Source organism: Streptomyces sp. NPDC058964 (genome assembly GCF_042741275.1).
In the GTDB taxonomy this organism is placed as follows: Bacteria; Actinomycetota; Actinomycetes; order Streptomycetales; family Streptomycetaceae; genus Streptomyces.
Window position 1 is genome coordinate 34137 of record NZ_JBHYKH010000010.1, and the last position, 14906, is coordinate 49042.

13 protein-coding genes are annotated in these 14906 nt (G+C 69.1%); 3 read left to right on the forward strand and 10 right to left on the reverse strand.

The window, feature by feature from the left end; genetic code table 11:
• The first annotated feature begins 124 nt into the window (after window positions 1-124).
• Window positions 125-415 carry a hypothetical protein gene (locus ACFW2E_RS02550; RefSeq protein ID WP_384460179.1) on the forward strand — a complete coding sequence of 97 codons (291 nt, stop codon included), beginning with the start codon at window positions 125-127 and terminating at the stop codon, window positions 413-415.
• Window positions 416-562: 147 nt separating this feature from the next.
• On the opposite strand, the gene ACFW2E_RS02555 is transcribed toward ACFW2E_RS02550, so the two are convergent.
• From ACFW2E_RS02555 to mmsA, 4 genes are all read right to left on the reverse strand, one after another.
• The gene (locus ACFW2E_RS02555) at window positions 563-1060 is read right to left on the reverse strand and encodes a hemerythrin domain-containing protein (protein WP_384460182.1); all 498 of its coding nucleotides are present in this window, start codon (window positions 1058-1060) and stop codon (window positions 563-565) included.
• Window positions 1061-1370: 310 nt separating this feature from the next.
• Window positions 1371-2477 (reverse strand): substrate-binding domain-containing protein, encoded by a 1107-nt coding sequence (locus ACFW2E_RS02560; protein WP_384460185.1) that lies wholly within the window; start codon window positions 2475-2477, stop codon window positions 1371-1373.
• Between the two features lie 104 nt (window positions 2478-2581).
• The gene (mmsB, locus tag ACFW2E_RS02565) at window positions 2582-3880 is read right to left on the reverse strand and encodes a multiple monosaccharide ABC transporter permease (protein WP_384460187.1); all 1299 of its coding nucleotides are present in this window, start codon (window positions 3878-3880) and stop codon (window positions 2582-2584) included.
• Window positions 3877-5424 (reverse strand): multiple monosaccharide ABC transporter ATP-binding protein, encoded by a 1548-nt coding sequence (gene mmsA / locus ACFW2E_RS02570; RefSeq protein ID WP_384460190.1) that lies wholly within the window; start codon window positions 5422-5424, stop codon window positions 3877-3879. The genes mmsB and mmsA overlap by 4 nt, the downstream gene beginning before the upstream one ends.
• Before the next feature lie 225 nt (window positions 5425-5649).
• On the opposite strand from mmsA, the gene ACFW2E_RS02575 reads away from it, so the two are divergent.
• The gene (locus tag ACFW2E_RS02575; RefSeq protein WP_384460193.1) at window positions 5650-6894 is read left to right on the forward strand and encodes an ROK family protein; all 1245 of its coding nucleotides are present in this window, start codon (window positions 5650-5652) and stop codon (window positions 6892-6894) included.
• A 276-nt stretch (window positions 6895-7170) separates the two neighbouring features.
• On the opposite strand, the gene ACFW2E_RS02580 is transcribed toward ACFW2E_RS02575, so the two are convergent.
• The 4 genes from ACFW2E_RS02580 to ACFW2E_RS02595 form a co-directional block, all read right to left on the reverse strand.
• A complete protein-coding gene (locus ACFW2E_RS02580) occupies window positions 7171-8172 on the reverse strand; it encodes a hypothetical protein (RefSeq protein WP_384460215.1) in 1002 nt (333 codons plus the stop codon).
• A gap of 312 nt (window positions 8173-8484) precedes the next feature.
• Window positions 8485-8883: an STAS domain-containing protein gene (locus tag ACFW2E_RS02585; RefSeq protein ID WP_384460196.1), complete on the reverse strand. Its 399-nt coding sequence runs from the start codon at window positions 8881-8883 to the stop codon at window positions 8485-8487.
• Complete coding sequence (locus ACFW2E_RS02590; protein WP_384460199.1) at window positions 8880-9971, reverse strand: B12-binding domain-containing protein; 1092 nt, start codon at window positions 9969-9971, stop codon at window positions 8880-8882. The genes ACFW2E_RS02585 and ACFW2E_RS02590 overlap by 4 nt, the downstream gene beginning before the upstream one ends.
• A complete protein-coding gene (locus tag ACFW2E_RS02595; protein WP_384460218.1) occupies window positions 9968-11635 on the reverse strand; it encodes a PP2C family protein-serine/threonine phosphatase in 1668 nt (555 codons plus the stop codon). Before ACFW2E_RS02595 ends, ACFW2E_RS02590 begins: the two co-directional genes overlap by 4 nt.
• A gap of 236 nt (window positions 11636-11871) precedes the next feature.
• Here ACFW2E_RS02595 and ACFW2E_RS02600 point away from each other — a divergent pair, with 236 nt between their 5' ends.
• Window positions 11872-12063 carry a hypothetical protein gene (locus tag ACFW2E_RS02600; RefSeq protein WP_384460201.1) on the forward strand — a complete coding sequence of 64 codons (192 nt, stop codon included), beginning with the start codon at window positions 11872-11874 and terminating at the stop codon, window positions 12061-12063.
• A gap of 137 nt (window positions 12064-12200) precedes the next feature.
• Here the strand turns inward: ACFW2E_RS02600 and ACFW2E_RS02605 are convergent, their stop codons facing one another.
• On the reverse strand, window positions 12201-13169 hold the full coding sequence (locus ACFW2E_RS02605) for a helix-turn-helix domain-containing protein (RefSeq protein ID WP_384460204.1): 969 nt from the start codon (window positions 13167-13169) through the stop codon (window positions 12201-12203).
• A gap of 672 nt (window positions 13170-13841) precedes the next feature.
• Window positions 13842-14621: a hypothetical protein gene (locus tag ACFW2E_RS02610; protein WP_384460207.1), complete on the reverse strand. Its 780-nt coding sequence runs from the start codon at window positions 14619-14621 to the stop codon at window positions 13842-13844.
• Between the last annotated feature and the right edge of the window lie 285 nt (window positions 14622-14906).

The following is a 14906-nucleotide window of genomic DNA, read 5'->3' on the forward strand; positions in this document are numbered from 1 at the left end:
GTGACTCACCGGTTCCGGTGACTGACGGGTCCGGACCGTGCGAATTGCCATCCGGCGGGTAGCCGCAGTCCTGATCAGAACGAGGCGCTGACGGCGACCCGACCGGTGAAAGGACTCATGGCACATGGCTACCGACGCGAACTCCGCCAGGATCACGGGGAAGGTCCAGGGCAGGGACATCATCCTGGCAGGGCCCCTGTCGAAGGACGAGATCCGGGACACGGTGTGGTGGTGGCAGATCCCCGACCCCAAGACCTCCAAGGAGCGGGAAGACCGTGTCCACGAGTACGACGACTCGCAGAGGGACGTGATCGCCACCCTGGGTGGGTACTACGAGGTTCCCGACAACCGCCTTACGCACGAGGCCGACGAGTTGGTGGAACTGGTGTACGCGGAGCTCAACCCCGAGGATTGATGTCGGAGCCTGTCAAGCCCGCGCGGTGGGCCACCCGGGCGAGAAGGGTGTCCAGGCTCCGGTCCATGACGGCTCCCGTCGTGGATCTCTTGTCCGCGGTGGTCCGGATCGCCCGGCCGTCGGGTCTTCGCGACGCGGACGGGGGCATCACGCGGGAGCGGAGGCGTGCACCATGCGGTGCACGTTGGCAACGCTGCCGCACCGCGCAGCCAGCAGGTCGGCTTCCGTCCTGGCGAAGCCGGCGCCGAGTTCCTCCCGGCATGGGCGACTGAGGCTCTCCCGCACCCGGTTGACGAGGGTGCGCTCCTCCTCGTCCGTGTGGCGGGCGGTGAGCGAGGCCAACTGCTGCAGCCTCCACTCCCATTCGACGGAGCCGATCTCCTGCACCTGCAGGAGCGCGAAGAGGACCTTGACGGCTTCCTGGTGTGCGGTCTCGATGTGCTCGACGGTGTCGGCGTCCTCGAAGGAAACGAGGACGGGGTGCACCGAGGCTCTCTCGGCCTCACCGTGGGCGATCATCAGGTGTGCGAAGTCATGAAGCGCGGTCTGGCGATCAGCCTCCGTGCTGCGCATCAGGCGAAGCAGATCTTCCATCGTCCGGTGATCCTTGAGGATCATCTCGACGACATCCTGAGTCGGCGTCATGGGACGCGCCTCCTCCCTGGAGTGGCTTTCACCTCCCGCTACCCGAATCCCCGCCAGGAATGCTCCACTTTGCCCCTTTTGCCGAATTCCCCCAGGTCAAAAGGGGCTCAGGACGAGCAGCCGCCCGACTGCGCGCGTCAGACCCAAAGCCACAGGCCACCTCAGTGCGCTGCCACCTGGCCGCAGTTGGCCGCCGGACTGCCCGTAGCCGGACGATGAGGCTCAGGGGGAAGAGTTCGGGGGCGCCCGGAGGACATGCCGCCGCGCGCCCCGGGTCAACCGGCGGGGCGCGCGGCAGGCGTGGCTGGTGCTACTTGGTGAGAGGGGCCAGCTTGGGGTCGTTGGCGTAGGCCTCGGCCGCGTTCTCCTTGGTCACGATGACGGGCGGAAGGAGGTAGGCGGGGACGACCTTCGTGCCGTTGTTGTACGACTTGGTGTCGTTGATCTTCGGCTTGTCGCCCTTCTGCAGGGCCTCGACCATGCCGACGGTCTCGGCGACCAGCTTGCGGGTGTCCTTGTTGATGGTCGAGTACTGCTCACCCGCCATGATCGACTTGACCGACTCGACCTCGGAGTCCTGGCCGGTGACGATCGGCACGGGCTTGCCGGCGCCCTTCACCGACGTGATGATCGCGCGGGCGAGGGTGTCGTTCGGCGACAGGACGCCGTCGAGCTTCTTGGCGCCGTGGTAGGTCGAGGTGAGCAGCGAGTCCATGCGCTGCTGCGCGTTCTCGGCCTTCCACCCCTGGATCGCGGTCTGCTTGATGTCCTTCTGTCCGGATCCGACAACGATGTCACCCTTGTCGATGAGGGGCTTGAGCACGCTCATCGCGCCGTCGAAGAACACCTTGGAGTTGTTGTCGTCCGGGGAGCCGGAGAACAGCTCGATCGTCCACGGGCCCTTCGGCTTCTTCGCCTTCATGCCGTCCAGCAGAGCCTGCCCCTGCAGCTGACCGACCTTGTAGTTGTCGAACGCGACGTAGTAGTTGACGTCAGGGGTGTTGGTGATGAGGCGGTCGTAGGCGATGACGGTCGCGCCGGCCTGCTTGGCCTGGGCCACCTGGGTGGAGAGCTGCGAGGCGTCGGTCGCACCGATGACGATCACCTTCGCGCCCTTGGTGACCATGGAGGCGATCTGAGCCTGCTGGTCGGCGACGGAGGTGGAGGCGCCCGCGTACTGAACGTCGGCCTTGAAGCCCGCCTTCTTGAGGCCGTTGGTGAACAGGTCGCCGGCGAGCACCCAGTTCTCCGAGGTCTTCGCCGGCAGCGCGACGCCGATCAGGGAGTCCTTGGCGAAGCCGCCCTTGCCGCCACCGCTGCTGGTGGAGCCCTCACGCTCGTTGGAGCAGGCCGTGCCCAGGGCGAGCAGTGCGACGGCGCCGACCGCGGCGATGCTTCGGGTGATGATTCTGCGCATGGTGTGATGAGCCCTTCTTGCTGTGCTGCTGGAGTGTCGTGCGTGGCGGAGTGCGCCGCTGTGGGTGGCGTCGTTACGCCCGTCCCGTGAGCGGAGTCGTGCTGTCAGCCGGCGACCGGGGCCTTGTCCGGGTCGGAGCTGGGAGCCGGGGGTTCGACCGGGTTGGCCGGCTGTTCCTGGCGGAACGGACGCATCAGCGTTCCGATGATCGAGAAGCGTCCCTGGCGCTTGCTGTAGACGTCGAACGCGACGGCGAGGAGGAGGACCAGGCCCTTGATGATCTGGACCATGTCGGAGCCGACGCCCTGGAGTTGCAGACCGTTGTTGAGCAGGGCCATGACGAGGCCGCCGACGATCGAGCCGCTGATGGTGCCGAGGCCGCCGGAGACGGCCGCACCGCCGATGAAGACCGCTGCGATGGCGTCGAGTTCCCAGCTCAGGCCGTCCTGTGGTCCGGAGGCCGCGGACCGCGCGACGAAGATCATGCCGGCCAGGGCGGCCAGGACCGACATGTTCATCATGACCATGAAGTTGACCCGCTTCAGCTTCACACCCGACAGCTCGGCCGCGCGGGCGTTGCCGCCGACGGCGTAGATGTGCCGGCCGCCGATGGTGTTGCGGGTGTAGAACGAGTAGAGGAGCACCAGGACGATCAGGATGATGCCCGAGATCGGCAGGCTGGTGCCGATACGGCCGCCCGCGAAGCGCAGTGTCGCGAAGACGATGACGCCCAGCATCACGGCCAGCCGCAGCAGGGTGATCCACATGGGGGCCGCGTCGGCGTTCATCTCGCGCCGGGTCTGCCGCGCCTTCCACTCGCGCCACACCACCCCGGCGCAGGCGGCCAGGCCGAGCAGCAGTGTCAGGTTGTTGTATCCGCTGTCCGGTCCGACCTCGGGCAGGAAGCCGGCACCGATCTTGCGGAAGCCCGCGGGCACCGGCACCGTGTCGGCGTTGCCGATGTACTGGTTGCCGCCGCGGAACAGCATCATCCCGGCGAGGGTCACGATGAACGCCGGCACCCCGACATAGGCGACCCAGAATCCCTGCCAGGCGCCGATCGCCGCGCCCACGAGCAGGCCGAGCAGGATGCCCACCGGCCACGGCAGCGAGTGCTCCTGCATCGCCTTGGCGACCACGATGCCGGTGAACGCCGCGACGGAGCCGACCGAGAGGTCGATGTGTCCGGCGACGATCACCATCAGCATGCCGACGGCCAGGATCAGGATGTAGGAGTACTGGCTGACCACCGCGATCAGGTTGCCGGACGTCAGCGTCAGGCCGCCGGTCCAGATCTGGAACAGCAGGACGATCGCCACCAGGGTGAAGATCATGCCGAACTGACGGGCGTTGGAAGTCGTGCCTCCGAAGAGGTTCTTCTGCAGGTCTTTCATACGGCTCATGACGTCGGGCTCTTCTTCGTAGCGGTCATCTGCTTCATGAGGAGTTCCGGGTCGGCGTCGCCGCGGGCGACCTCACCGGTGATGGTGCCTTCGAACACCGTGTAGATGCGGTCGCACAGGCCGATGAGCTCCGGCAGCTCCGAGGAGATGACGATGACGCCCTTCCCCTGGCCGACGAGCCGCTGGATGATCCCGTAGATCTCGTACTTGGCGCCCACGTCGATGCCGCGGGTCGGCTCGTCGAGGATCAGCAGATCGGGGTCGGTGAACATCCACTTCGCCAGGACGACCTTCTGCTGGTTGCCGCCGGAGAGCTTCACGACCCCCTCGTCGACGCTGGGGGTCTTGATCCTGAGGCTCTCGCGGTACTCCTCGGCGACGCGGTGCTCGCTCACCGGATCGACGACCCCACGCTTGGCGATCTTCGGCAGCTTGGCGGCGACCATCGACGCCTTGATGTCGTCCAGCAGGTTCAGCCCGATCGACTTGCGGTCCTCGCTGACGTAGGCGAGGCCGTGTCGGATGGCGGCCGGCACGGACTTCAGCTGGATCTCCTTGCCGTCCTTGTAGACCTGGCCGGACAGGTAGGTGCCGTAGGAGCGGCCGAAGAGGCTCATCGCCAGCTCGGTGCGGCCCGCGCCCATGAGACCGGCGAAGCCGACGATCTCACCGCGGCGGACGGTGAAGGACGAGCCCTTGCACACCAGCCGCTCGTCGGAGTTCGGATGGCGCACCGTCCAGTCGCGGACCTCGAAGAACACCTCGCCGATGTCGGGAGTGCGGTCGGGGAACCGGCTGCTGAGTTCACGGCCGACCATGCCGCGCACGATGCGGTCCTCGTTGACTCCGTCGGCCTTGACGTCGAGGCTCTCGATGGTGCGCCCGTCGCGCAGGATCGTGATGGTGTCGGCGACCGCCTCGATCTCGTTCAGCTTGTGCGAGATGATGATCGAGGTGATGCCGCGTTCCCGGAAGCCGCGCAGCAGATCGAGCAGGTGGCGGGAGTCGTCCTCGTTGAGGGCCGCGGTCGGCTCGTCGAGGATGAGCAGTTTCACGTCCTTCGCGAACGCCTTGGCGATCTCGACGAGTTGCTGCTTGCCGACGCCGATGTCCTTGATCAGGGTGTCCGGGTCCTCCCGGAGCCCGACCTGCTCCATCAGCTCCAACGCCCGGCGCTGGGCGGCCTTCCAGTCGATCGCGCCCCGTCTGCGCGGCTCGTTGCCGAGGAAGATGTTCTCGGTGATCGACATGCCGGGCACCAGGGCCAGCTCCTGGTGGATGATGACGATCCCGGCCTGTTCACTGGCGCGGATGTCCTGGAACCGGACCTCGTCGCCCCGGTAGTGGATGTCACCCGTGTAGCTTCCGTGCGGGTGCACGCCACTGAGCACCTTCATCAAGGTGGACTTGCCGGCGCCGTTCTCCCCGCAGATCGCGTGGATCTCACCCTCCCGGACGACCAGGTTGACGTCGGCGAGCGCCGTGACGCCCGGGAAGGTCTTGGTGATCGCCCGCATCTCCAGCAGGGTCGAGGCCTGTGTCATGACCGGCGCTCCGCCCTGCGGAGACCGTCGCGACCGCCTGGCTCGGGGTGCTCGGGAATGCGGCACTTCGTGGACATCAACTTTCCTCCGTTGGCACTGCGCCCAGTGCAGTGCCTGTATGTCCGGCCTGTAACAGCTGTGTGCGGGACACTAAATCCATTTGATTTACTAGGTCAATGGCTCGTGACGATACGGTTATCCGTAGAGACAGAGAGAGGACCGGGCGTGCGGCAGGCAGGAACGAATCTCCCCAAGGTCGGGCGCTACAACCGGGCGGTGGTCCTTGACCAGATCCAGCTCGCCGACGGAATCAGCCGGGTGGAGATCGCCCAGCTCACCGGCCTCACCCCGCAGACGGTCTCCGGCATCGTGCGGCGCCTGCTCGACGAGGGCATCGTGCGCGAGGACGGTGCCAGCCGGGTCGCCAGCGGCGGGAAGCCCCGCACCACTCTGCGTCTCAACGCCGACGCGGGCAGCGCCGTCGGACTCCACTTCGACCCGGTCGAGCTCACCTGCGCCGTCGTCGATCTGACGGGCCAGCCCCTGGTCGTCAAGAAGCGGCCCACACCGGCCGGCACCGATCCCGCCCATGTCGTGACAGCCATGTCCGAGCTGGTCGCCGACGTGCTGGCCGAAGCGGACGTTCCGCACAGCAGGATCCTCGGCCTGGGACTCGCCACCCCGGGACCGATCGACCAGGAACTCGGCGTGATCGTCGCTCCTCCCCAGCTGGCGCACTGGAACCGTGTGCCCCTGCGAAGCATGCTCAGCGAGGCCACCGGGCTGCCGGTCACCCTGGACAACGACGCCACCGCCGCCGCGATCGGCGAGCGCTGGTCCGGCGCGGGCAAGGGCGTGGCCAACTTCGCCTACTTCTTCTTCGGCACCGGTGTCGGTGGTGGCCTCGTCCTCAACCACCAGGTCTACCGGGGAGGTTCGCTCAACGCGGGAGAGTTCGGCCACTGCAGCGTGCTGCCCGACGGACCGGAGTGCTACTGCGGCAACAGGGGTTGCCTGGAAGGGCTCGTCAACCCCTCGGCGATCGTCGCCGAAGTCCACCGCCGGCTCGCTGCCCGGCCCGACGACAGCAGTGCGCTTTCGCGATCCTTCGCCAAGGATCCCGCCTCGGTCGACCATGCCGCGATCCTGCTCGCGGCCACGGCCGGGGACCCCGTCGCGACCGCGGTCACCGACGAGGCCGCGGAACGCGTCGCCTCGGTCGCCGTCAGCATCGCCAACTTCGTCGACGTCGACCTGATCGTCCTCGGCGGGCACGGCATCCAGCACCTGGAATCCCGGTACGTCGACATAGTCGCCACCGCGCTGGCCACCAGAGCGCTGGCCCGGCGCATCCGGGTGGTCCAGGTCAAGGCGTCCCCGCTCGGAACGGACGGCGCCGTCGTGGGAAGCGCCGCACTCGTCCTGCATGCGACGTACTCACCACAGTTGTCGGCACTCCTCGCGGACTGAGGGCGGCCCGGGGGCGCGATACCCACTGCCCGGAACCTGCGCTCCCGATGCGCGCGAGCCGTTGTCCGGCTTCGGCGGCGCTGAAGTCACCGGGTCCGTACAGCTTCTCCGACTCGGGCAGGAGCTCCGCGAGGATCCTCTCAGCGGCAGCCGCGTCCCGCCTCCGCCGCTCGATGTGTGCGGCTCCTCCGGTGAGGGCTGCGGTGCCGGAGGGAGCCGGTTGACCGCGGAGCGGGCCGCGCGCGGAACGTGCCGGTCGCTTCCACGGCCCGGGGGTCAGGACACGCGCCGGAACATCGCGCTCGCGGCGGGGCCGACCGCGCCGGGACCGAACTTCGCGCGGATGCGGTCCATCGCGGCCTCGGCGACCAGCCGGGACTCGCGGGCATGGTCCAGGCTGATCTGCTCGGCAACCTGGTCGGCGTCCACGAGGTCGTCGCACTTGAGGACGAGTCCGGTCAGGCGGCCGCGCTGCAGTCCTGCGGCGTCCATCAACTGGTACGCGGTGGTGCGCAGGTCTTCGTCGTGTGCGGACGGCCCGGCAAGGCGGCGGGTCTTCTCCCAGCTGGTGCCACCGGCGAACTTCAGCGTCAGGGTGAGGGCTCGGGCCGCCTGGCCGCGGCCGCGCAGCAGCAGGCCCAGCCGGACGACGAGGCCGAGCAGGGCGGCGCGGACGGAGGCACCGTCCAGCGTGTGCAGGTCGAAGGTGTGCCGTACGGAGGCCGAGGCGGGCAGGGCACGAGGGACGACGGGGCGGGGGTCGATGCCGCGAGCCCGGTCGGCGGCCGCGCGTCCGGCGCGGCCGCCGAGCAGGCGCTGCACGGTGGCGGGCGGAACGGCGGCGAGCAGGCCGACGCTGTGGATGCCGTAGTCGCGGAGCACCTCGGCCTGACGGGGACCGATGCCGTGCAGCGCCTGCACGGGCAGCGCAGCGAGCCAGTCGGCAGCGTGTTCGGGTGTGATCGCGAGGACTCCGCCGGGAGCGGTGATCTGTCCGGAGGCGGTGGCGGCGACCGTGATGGTCGGTCCGACACCCACGCGGACGTCGACGCCCAGGAGCGAGATGGTGCGCACGCGCAGGACTTCACCGAGCCTGCGGGCGCCTGTGCCGTGGTAGCGCAGGGCGCCCCTGAGCTCCACCAGGGCCGCGGACGGGGGCAGGGCCTGCACGACCGGCGACAGGTCGGCCAAGATCTCCAGCACCTGCCGGTAGGTGCCCTCCGGCAGCCGGTCCGGGCAGCGCACATGCATCACCGACGGCTCCACGCCGGACGGCATCTCCACGTTCACCACGTCCACCTCCCATCACCAGGTTATCGAACAGAAAATCGAACACGCGAATGTCCGCATGCTGTCCGGGCGCACCACGCGCGGCCGGGCGTACGCCCTCGGACGGGGAGCCCGTCACGTCATCCGCGCGACCGCCGGCCCGGCGCCCTCGGGGAGCCGACGAGGACGGCGGAGCACCGGCCCAGCCTTACGCCCCGGGTCCCGGCAGGCCCACATCACCGCAGTTGCCCACGACCGGACCTCGTCACTCAGCGGCGCAGCGAACGAGAGACCCCCGAAGCCGGTCGCGGAGCGTGCCGCTCATGAGGTGCCTGCCCCCGTAACACCGCCGCTCCCCTCGCTTCCCGAGGCCTCCCGAGCAGTGGCCGGTCCGGTGAGGTGGTCCAGGACGTTGGTGAGCCGGAGCATGCGCTCCAGGACGTCCGGCCGGTTGTCCAGGTGGAGGGTGGCGCCGAGGGTACTCGTGCGGCGGTGGACCATCAGCAGAGCGGACAGGCCCGAGGAGTCGATCCACGTCAGGGCGCTGAAATCGAGGTGTACGGCGCGCGGCGGCGTTTGGTCGCCCGTCAGGTTCTCAGTGACCGCGTCCACCAGGTCGTCGCTCGTGTCGTAGTCGAGTTCGCCGCCCACGTGCACGGTCAAGGTGGTGGGCTCACGGCGGACGACGAGGGTGAACTCACTGGGGGGCAAGGTGGTCATGCACGGGTCTCGGTGCCGGGAGCAGGACGGGTGGGGCGCTCGCCCAGGGCGGCGGTGCCCTGCTTGATCAGGTCCAGGGCGCGGGGAAAGTCGCGCAGTTGGCCGGCCAGGACGTCCAGACCGCTGACGAGGGACTGAGCGGGGACGTGGCGGGCCTCGAGGATGCCGGCGGTCCAGGTGAGGAACGTGGTGAAGAGATCGGGATCGTCGACGTACAGGACGGTCGCCAGAAAGTCGACGATGTGGGCGATGTCCTCCGCGGTGCGCTCGCGCTGGGCCTCGCTGTACCCGCGCATGGCGGGGAACCGGGCCTCCAGGCCGGCCAGGGTCTGCTTGACGAGCTGCGGCCGGGACTGGACGACCAGCGTGTATTCCTGGTCGGCCAGGTGCGGCAGGTCGTCCACCGCCTGCCGGGTCGCCGACACATCCGGCCGTGCCATACCCGCGTCCAGGACGGCGACCGCGCCACGCGCGTCGGCGGCCCACCGGTCGGCGCGAAGCCTGCGGGCGTAACGGCCGTCGGGGCCGAAGGCACGGCCGCCGGCCAGGACGGGAACACCGACGGCCTGACAGGCCGTGATGGCGGCGTGGGCGGTCGGCAGGTGCGTGGGAATCGACCCGGACAGCAGGACCGCGTCGGGGTTGGTCCGGTGCAGGTGTGCGACCAGGTGCGGAGTGGGGGTCTGAGCGCCGAGGAAGTCGACCCGCCAGCCCCGCAGGCACAGGACCTCGGCGACGAGCCGGGCCGGGAACGCGTGCCATTCGCCCTCGACACAGCTCACGGTGACCCGGCCACGGACGGGAGCGTGACCGGCGCTGCCGTGGTCGCGACGGTGGGCCAGTGAGGCCACGACCCGTTCGCTGATCGCGGTGGCGGCGTGCTCCTGGGCCACGGTGATGCGGTCGGCGGCCCATTCGGCACCGACCTTCTCCTGAACCGGGGCGATCACCTCCAGCAACAGAATTTCCTCATCCACGCCATCCGCCAGCGCCTGGTGAACGAGCGAGGCGGCCGTACGTTCGTCGCCATCGGCCACTGCCTGCCACAGCCGCTCCGCCACGGCGGCCGACGCGGTGGGATGACTCACGTGCTCCTCCTCCTGTCCGGGCTGCCCGCGTGCCCGTTGACCGTCGTCAGGGGGCCGGCCCTGGGGACGCTGATGGCCACCGTGGCCATGTCGTCGTGCCGGCCCGAGCCCAGCCACTGCCCGGCAAGCATCTGCACCCGCTCGACCACCGCTTCCGCCGGCATCCCCGCGCACTCCGACAGAGCGCGCCGCAGGCGGTGTTCACCGAAGAACTCGTCCCCCAGCGGGCCGCCGCGGGCCTCGGTGATGCCGTCCGTGTAGAGCAGGCAGGTCTCGCCCGGCGCGAGCACCGTGCGCACCGTGTGGGCCTCTACGGTCGGCAGAGCACCGACGAGGGTGCCGCGTGCGCGCAGTTCCTCGACCGTGCCGTCGGCACGAACGATCAGCGGCGGCAGATGACCGGCGCTGGTCACCCGTAGCCGCGCACGGCCGGCACTGCGGCGCACGGAAGCGAGCACGAGGGTGGCGAAGCGCGTGTGGTGAGAGGAGAGCAGGGCTCCGTTGAGCAGCTCCAGAACCCGCTCGTGATCCTCGGCCAGGGACAGCAGGGCGTGCAACGTGTTGCGGATCTTGCCGGTCAGCACCGCGGCTTCCAGGCCTTTGCCCGCGACGTCGCCGAGCACGACCAAGGTCTCCGGGGAGGGATCGGCGCTGGGGTGGACGTCGTAGAAGTCCCCGCCGATCCGCTCGTGGTCGTTCGACGCCCGGTATCTGCCGGCGTACTCGACACCGTGCACGCTGTGCAGCATCGGCGGCAGCAGTTCGCGCATCAGTGTGGCGGTGATGGTTGCCTGCTCGGTGTACAGGCGGGCGGCGGACAGGGCGGCGCCGGCGCGGGCGGCGAACAGCCGGGCGAAGACCTCCTCACCCTCGGTGAAGGCCTGTTCGGTGCTGGAGCGCAGCAGGATCAGCGCTCCGGCGGGCACGCCGTGCCCGGGAAGCGGCGTGACGATCACGGAGCCGAGGGGTCCGGCGAAGCCGTCCGGGATCACCCAGTCGGGAACGTCGGCGGGATCTATCCACCGGGCCGGTACGGGTGGGAAGCCCTGCAACGCCTCGGCCAGGCCCGGCACGCCGGCGATGTCGATGTGCCGCGCGATCTGTGTGACGGGCCCGCCCCGGTGGGCGAGGGTCAGCGGGTGGCGCCGCCCGTGGTGCGGGGCGATGAGGACGGCGGCTTCGGCGAGATGTTCGGCGGCCAGGGAAGTGGCCACCTCCATGCAGCGCGGCACGTTCAACGTGGACAGCAGCGCGCTGGAGACCTTGGCGAGGATTCCTGAGCGTATCTGCGCATCCTTCAGCGCGGTTTCGGCCAGACGCCGGTCGGTGTTGTCGACCAGCCACCACACCACGTCGCCGTGCCTGCTGGAGGTGGGATGAGCCTCGAAGAGACGGTTCCCGATGCATCCGGTCGGCGGGCCGACGTTGCTCGGCAGTCCGTCACTGATGCACTGGTGAGCGTCCGACAGCCAGGACGGAACCTGCTCGTGCAGCCGATCCCCGCTCGCGGCGCCGGGCAGGAGCGCCCGGGCGGCCTCATTGATACGTACGAGACCGCCGTGCCGGTCGACGACCAGCACGGGACAGGGGGCCTCAGTCCACGTCGCGCCGACGTGGAGGTCGGCGTCGGACGGACGGGCGGAGGAACCGCTGGAAGCAGACACAACCGGAGGCACGCACGGTGCGTACCCCACCACCTTCCTGCTACGGCAAACAGATGTCTGTGGCAACCGTCCTGGATACACCCTTGCGGTCGCAACCCACCCCGGGAACGGACACACAAGCCTCACATCCACCGGTTCCGTCCACCGAACGCTGTCGCACTGTTCGGTCAGGTGAACGACGGCTTCCCGGGACTCGCCGGGTGGTCCCCGGCTTCCGCCCAGCGGCCGCCGAATCCGTGCGTTTCGCGTACATCGACGACGGCGCGGGCCTCGTGGAGGACGAGGACGGCGCCACCGCGGCCCGCCACGTACCGGTATTGCGGAACTTCCTCAATGCCATGGCCGGTACCGCCCTCACCGTCGACGACGTCTGGGGGCCGGCCACGGTGAAGGCGCTGCAGGACACACTGGAGCGGGGCAGGTTCTGAACGCGGGGCCGGTGAGGCCCTCCGCCGCTGAGTTCAGGCGTGGGACATCTCGCTCAGCAGTCCGAGGGCCACGGCTGTCACGCCCGGGCTCCCCTCACCGGTCGGTGACCCTGGCCGGCCGACACCACCCTTGACGTCTATGGCGATATTTCGGAGTGAGGCGCACATTCCATCTGTCTCTGCCTGGGAATCACTCCGCAGACGGACACGGACTTCAAAGGAGTCTCCGGCGAGATGGCGAGCATCTTGGTGTAGGTATCGTGCTCGAACCTGATCGCAGCGTCCAGATCCACCCCGCGACCGTCCTTGATGATGACCTTGTCGCCGATGGTGCCGCCTTCAATGCGCCCCCACACCGCCTGGCAAGCGGGGCTGTACCTGAGCTCGATCCGCATCCCGCGCAGCCACGTGACCTGCGCCGTCCTCGCGTCCCACTGACAGTCCATCGCCTGCGGATCGTGTCTGAGGCAGGTCTCGGACTCACATTTGACGTGACCGTCGTCCGACCCCGGAACGGGATCCTCCTGGCGCGGGCTGTGCGACGCGCCTGCCGCCCCATCCGGCCTTGCGGACGAAGCCGGTGCCGGTGCCGGTACCAGCAGGCCTGTGATGAGTGACCCGGCCAGAGCACCGCCCGTGACGTATCCGGCCACGACAAGGAGGCGCCTCCGGTCGAAGCGCTTGTGCCGCGGTATCTGGCCCAGGCCTTTCCGGTCATCGATGCGCGCGTCCGGCGCATTCACTTCTGCGGGCGGCAGAGCTGCGGTCTGCATGGGACCGCTCGACGGGATCGCGCTGCCTGGGGCCGCCTGCGCCACCGCCCTGGACAGCAGTTCGAGCAGCGGGCGCGGATCCTCTTCGGCCACTGCTGCCAGTTGCTCCACAGCGACGGCCGTCGGGAGTTGCTTGCCGTTCAGGAATCTTTCCAGAGAGGACCGGCTGTAGTTGGTCCGGGCTGCCAGCCGCTCGAAGCTCAGTTGTGACTCTTCCTTGATTCTCCTCAGTTCCGCCGCCAGTTGCCCTCTGGGCGAGGCGTTCACCGACGTCTCGCCCTGGCCCTTCGGCATGTCCCCCAGAACCCCTCCGGCCGGGTTCGCCTTGCTCACCCTCGTTCCCCCAATGGCTCACGCACTCGGGCTCATCGCCCGTTCCTCAGCGTGAAGGTACGTCAGTCCCTTAACAGCCCACTAACGGCACATCCCCACCGTGATCCGGCATGTTCGGCACCGACTCGGGCGTCGCGCCGGCCACATGGAGGCAATCGTCAGGCGCGTCCGTATGCGGCGCAGCGCCGTGAGGTCCGCCGGCAGTGGGAGCGGTCGTGGCCGGCGGTGGCGAGGAGGCCACCGCCGGCAAGAACACCGCCGTGACGGCCAGTTCCTGGACCGGAGCCTGTCGGCCGCACATCGGACCGCCGACGAGCCCTCTCAGCCGTTCGCGCTGTGGCGTTGCCCGGACGGCCGTGCCACCGCCGCCGTCCCGCGAGCCGTGACGAGCCCGGCCGGGGCTCCTGCGCTCGCACAGGTCGCTGTCCGGCCGTTCCGGCCCCCTGATCAGGCTGCCCCGGATTCGTACGATCAGCCGCGGCCAAGCCGAGCGCCGCGGGCGACGGGGACGTGACGACGGCTCAGACCCGCAGCCGACCGGCTTGTCAGGGAAAAACGAGCCCGGCACCCAGCCGTTCCCGACCGACCCGCACACCCGCTCGCCGCGCTCGTGGATGCCCCACGGCGGCTGCGGTCATGGCCGACCGCCGTACCAACAACCGCTCCGGGCGATCAGCGGTCCCCCTGCCCACCGGGCGAGGCCAGGTACGCGACGAAGGACACGATGGCCACCGTCCAGGCGAGGGTGACCGGAGCCAGCCCCAGTCCGAGCCCGCCCCGGGCATGGCTGAGCGCCATCCAGTCGGCGACGGAGGCGCCGAGGGGCCGGGTGATCACGTAAGCGGTCCAGAAGGCGGTCACGGCGTTCAGGCCGGCAGAGGTGTGGGCGAGCGCGGGCACGCAGATCGCGGCGGCGAAGAGGACGACGGAGCCGAGGTATCCGAGGCCGATGGTGGCGGTCAGGTCACCGGCCGCGGTCCCGAGGGCGAAGGTGGCCAGGACGGTCGCCCAGTAGAAGATCTCGCGGCGCCGGGTGCGGATGCCGTCGATGGACAGGCTTCGCTCACTGGCGTACCAGAGGGCGAACACGGCGGCCAGCGCGGTGAGGAAGAGCGGCGTGGAGACGGTGTAGGAGATGCCGAGGCCGACGTGCAGGACGTCGGCCGCCATCGTGCCGAAGACGCTGACCATGACGACGGCGGTCCAGTAGATCCAGGCGACGTACCGGCGGACGGCGAGCTGAAGGGCCAGGGAAGCCACCAGGGCCAGACCGCCCAGCGCGACCGCCGGCACCGGCCCGAGCAGACGGGCGAGGAGGTCCGACGCCGTCTCACCCATCCCCGTGGTGAGGACTTTGATGATCCAGAAGTAGACGGTCACTTCCGGCACCTTGTTCGCCATGCCGCGGAGGCGAACGAGGGGGCGGTCGTCGAGTAGGTGCTCTGTGGTCATGGAGCGCACGATGACACGTCGAGCTCATGATTCTGCAGACCTCTTTGCCATTAGTTTTGGGCTTCTAAGTCATGAATTTCAAAACCGCGCGCATAACCTGACCGAAACCTGAACGCTTCCCAAAACCCCTGGTCAGACTGGTTGCGCCGGTGATAAGCGTGAAATTTCGCGTGTCGTCGCGCAGTACCGCGGCACTACCGGCACACCGCAATTCAGGGTGCCGTCCAGGCCCGCTCGGCAACCAGGTCGGTCAACGGCTCGCGCACCTTCTCCCCCGCCCCCGCG

What these genes read in the sequence shown, in the direction of transcription:
- ACFW2E_RS02550 (WP_384460179.1), top strand. Translation starts at nt 125, where the DNA reads ATGGCTACCGACGCGAACTCCGCCAGGATCACGGGGAAGGTCCAGGGC.
- ACFW2E_RS02555 (WP_384460182.1), bottom strand. Translation starts at nt 1,060, where the DNA reads ATGACGCCGACTCAGGATGTCGTCGAGATGATCCTCAAGGATCACCGG.
- ACFW2E_RS02560 (WP_384460185.1), bottom strand. Translation starts at nt 2,477, where the DNA reads ATGCGCAGAATCATCACCCGAAGCATCGCCGCGGTCGGCGCCGTCGCA.
- mmsB (WP_384460187.1), bottom strand. Translation starts at nt 3,880, where the DNA reads ATGAGCCGTATGAAAGACCTGCAGAAGAACCTCTTCGGAGGCACGACT.
- mmsA (WP_384460190.1), bottom strand. Translation starts at nt 5,424, where the DNA reads ATGACACAGGCCTCGACCCTGCTGGAGATGCGGGCGATCACCAAGACC.
- ACFW2E_RS02580 (WP_384460215.1), bottom strand. Translation starts at nt 8,172, where the DNA reads ATGCCGTCCGGCGTGGAGCCGTCGGTGATGCATGTGCGCTGCCCGGAC.
- ACFW2E_RS02585 (WP_384460196.1), bottom strand. Translation starts at nt 8,883, where the DNA reads ATGACCACCTTGCCCCCCAGTGAGTTCACCCTCGTCGTCCGCCGTGAG.
- ACFW2E_RS02610 (WP_384460207.1), bottom strand. Translation starts at nt 14,621, where the DNA reads ATGACCACAGAGCACCTACTCGACGACCGCCCCCTCGTTCGCCTCCGC.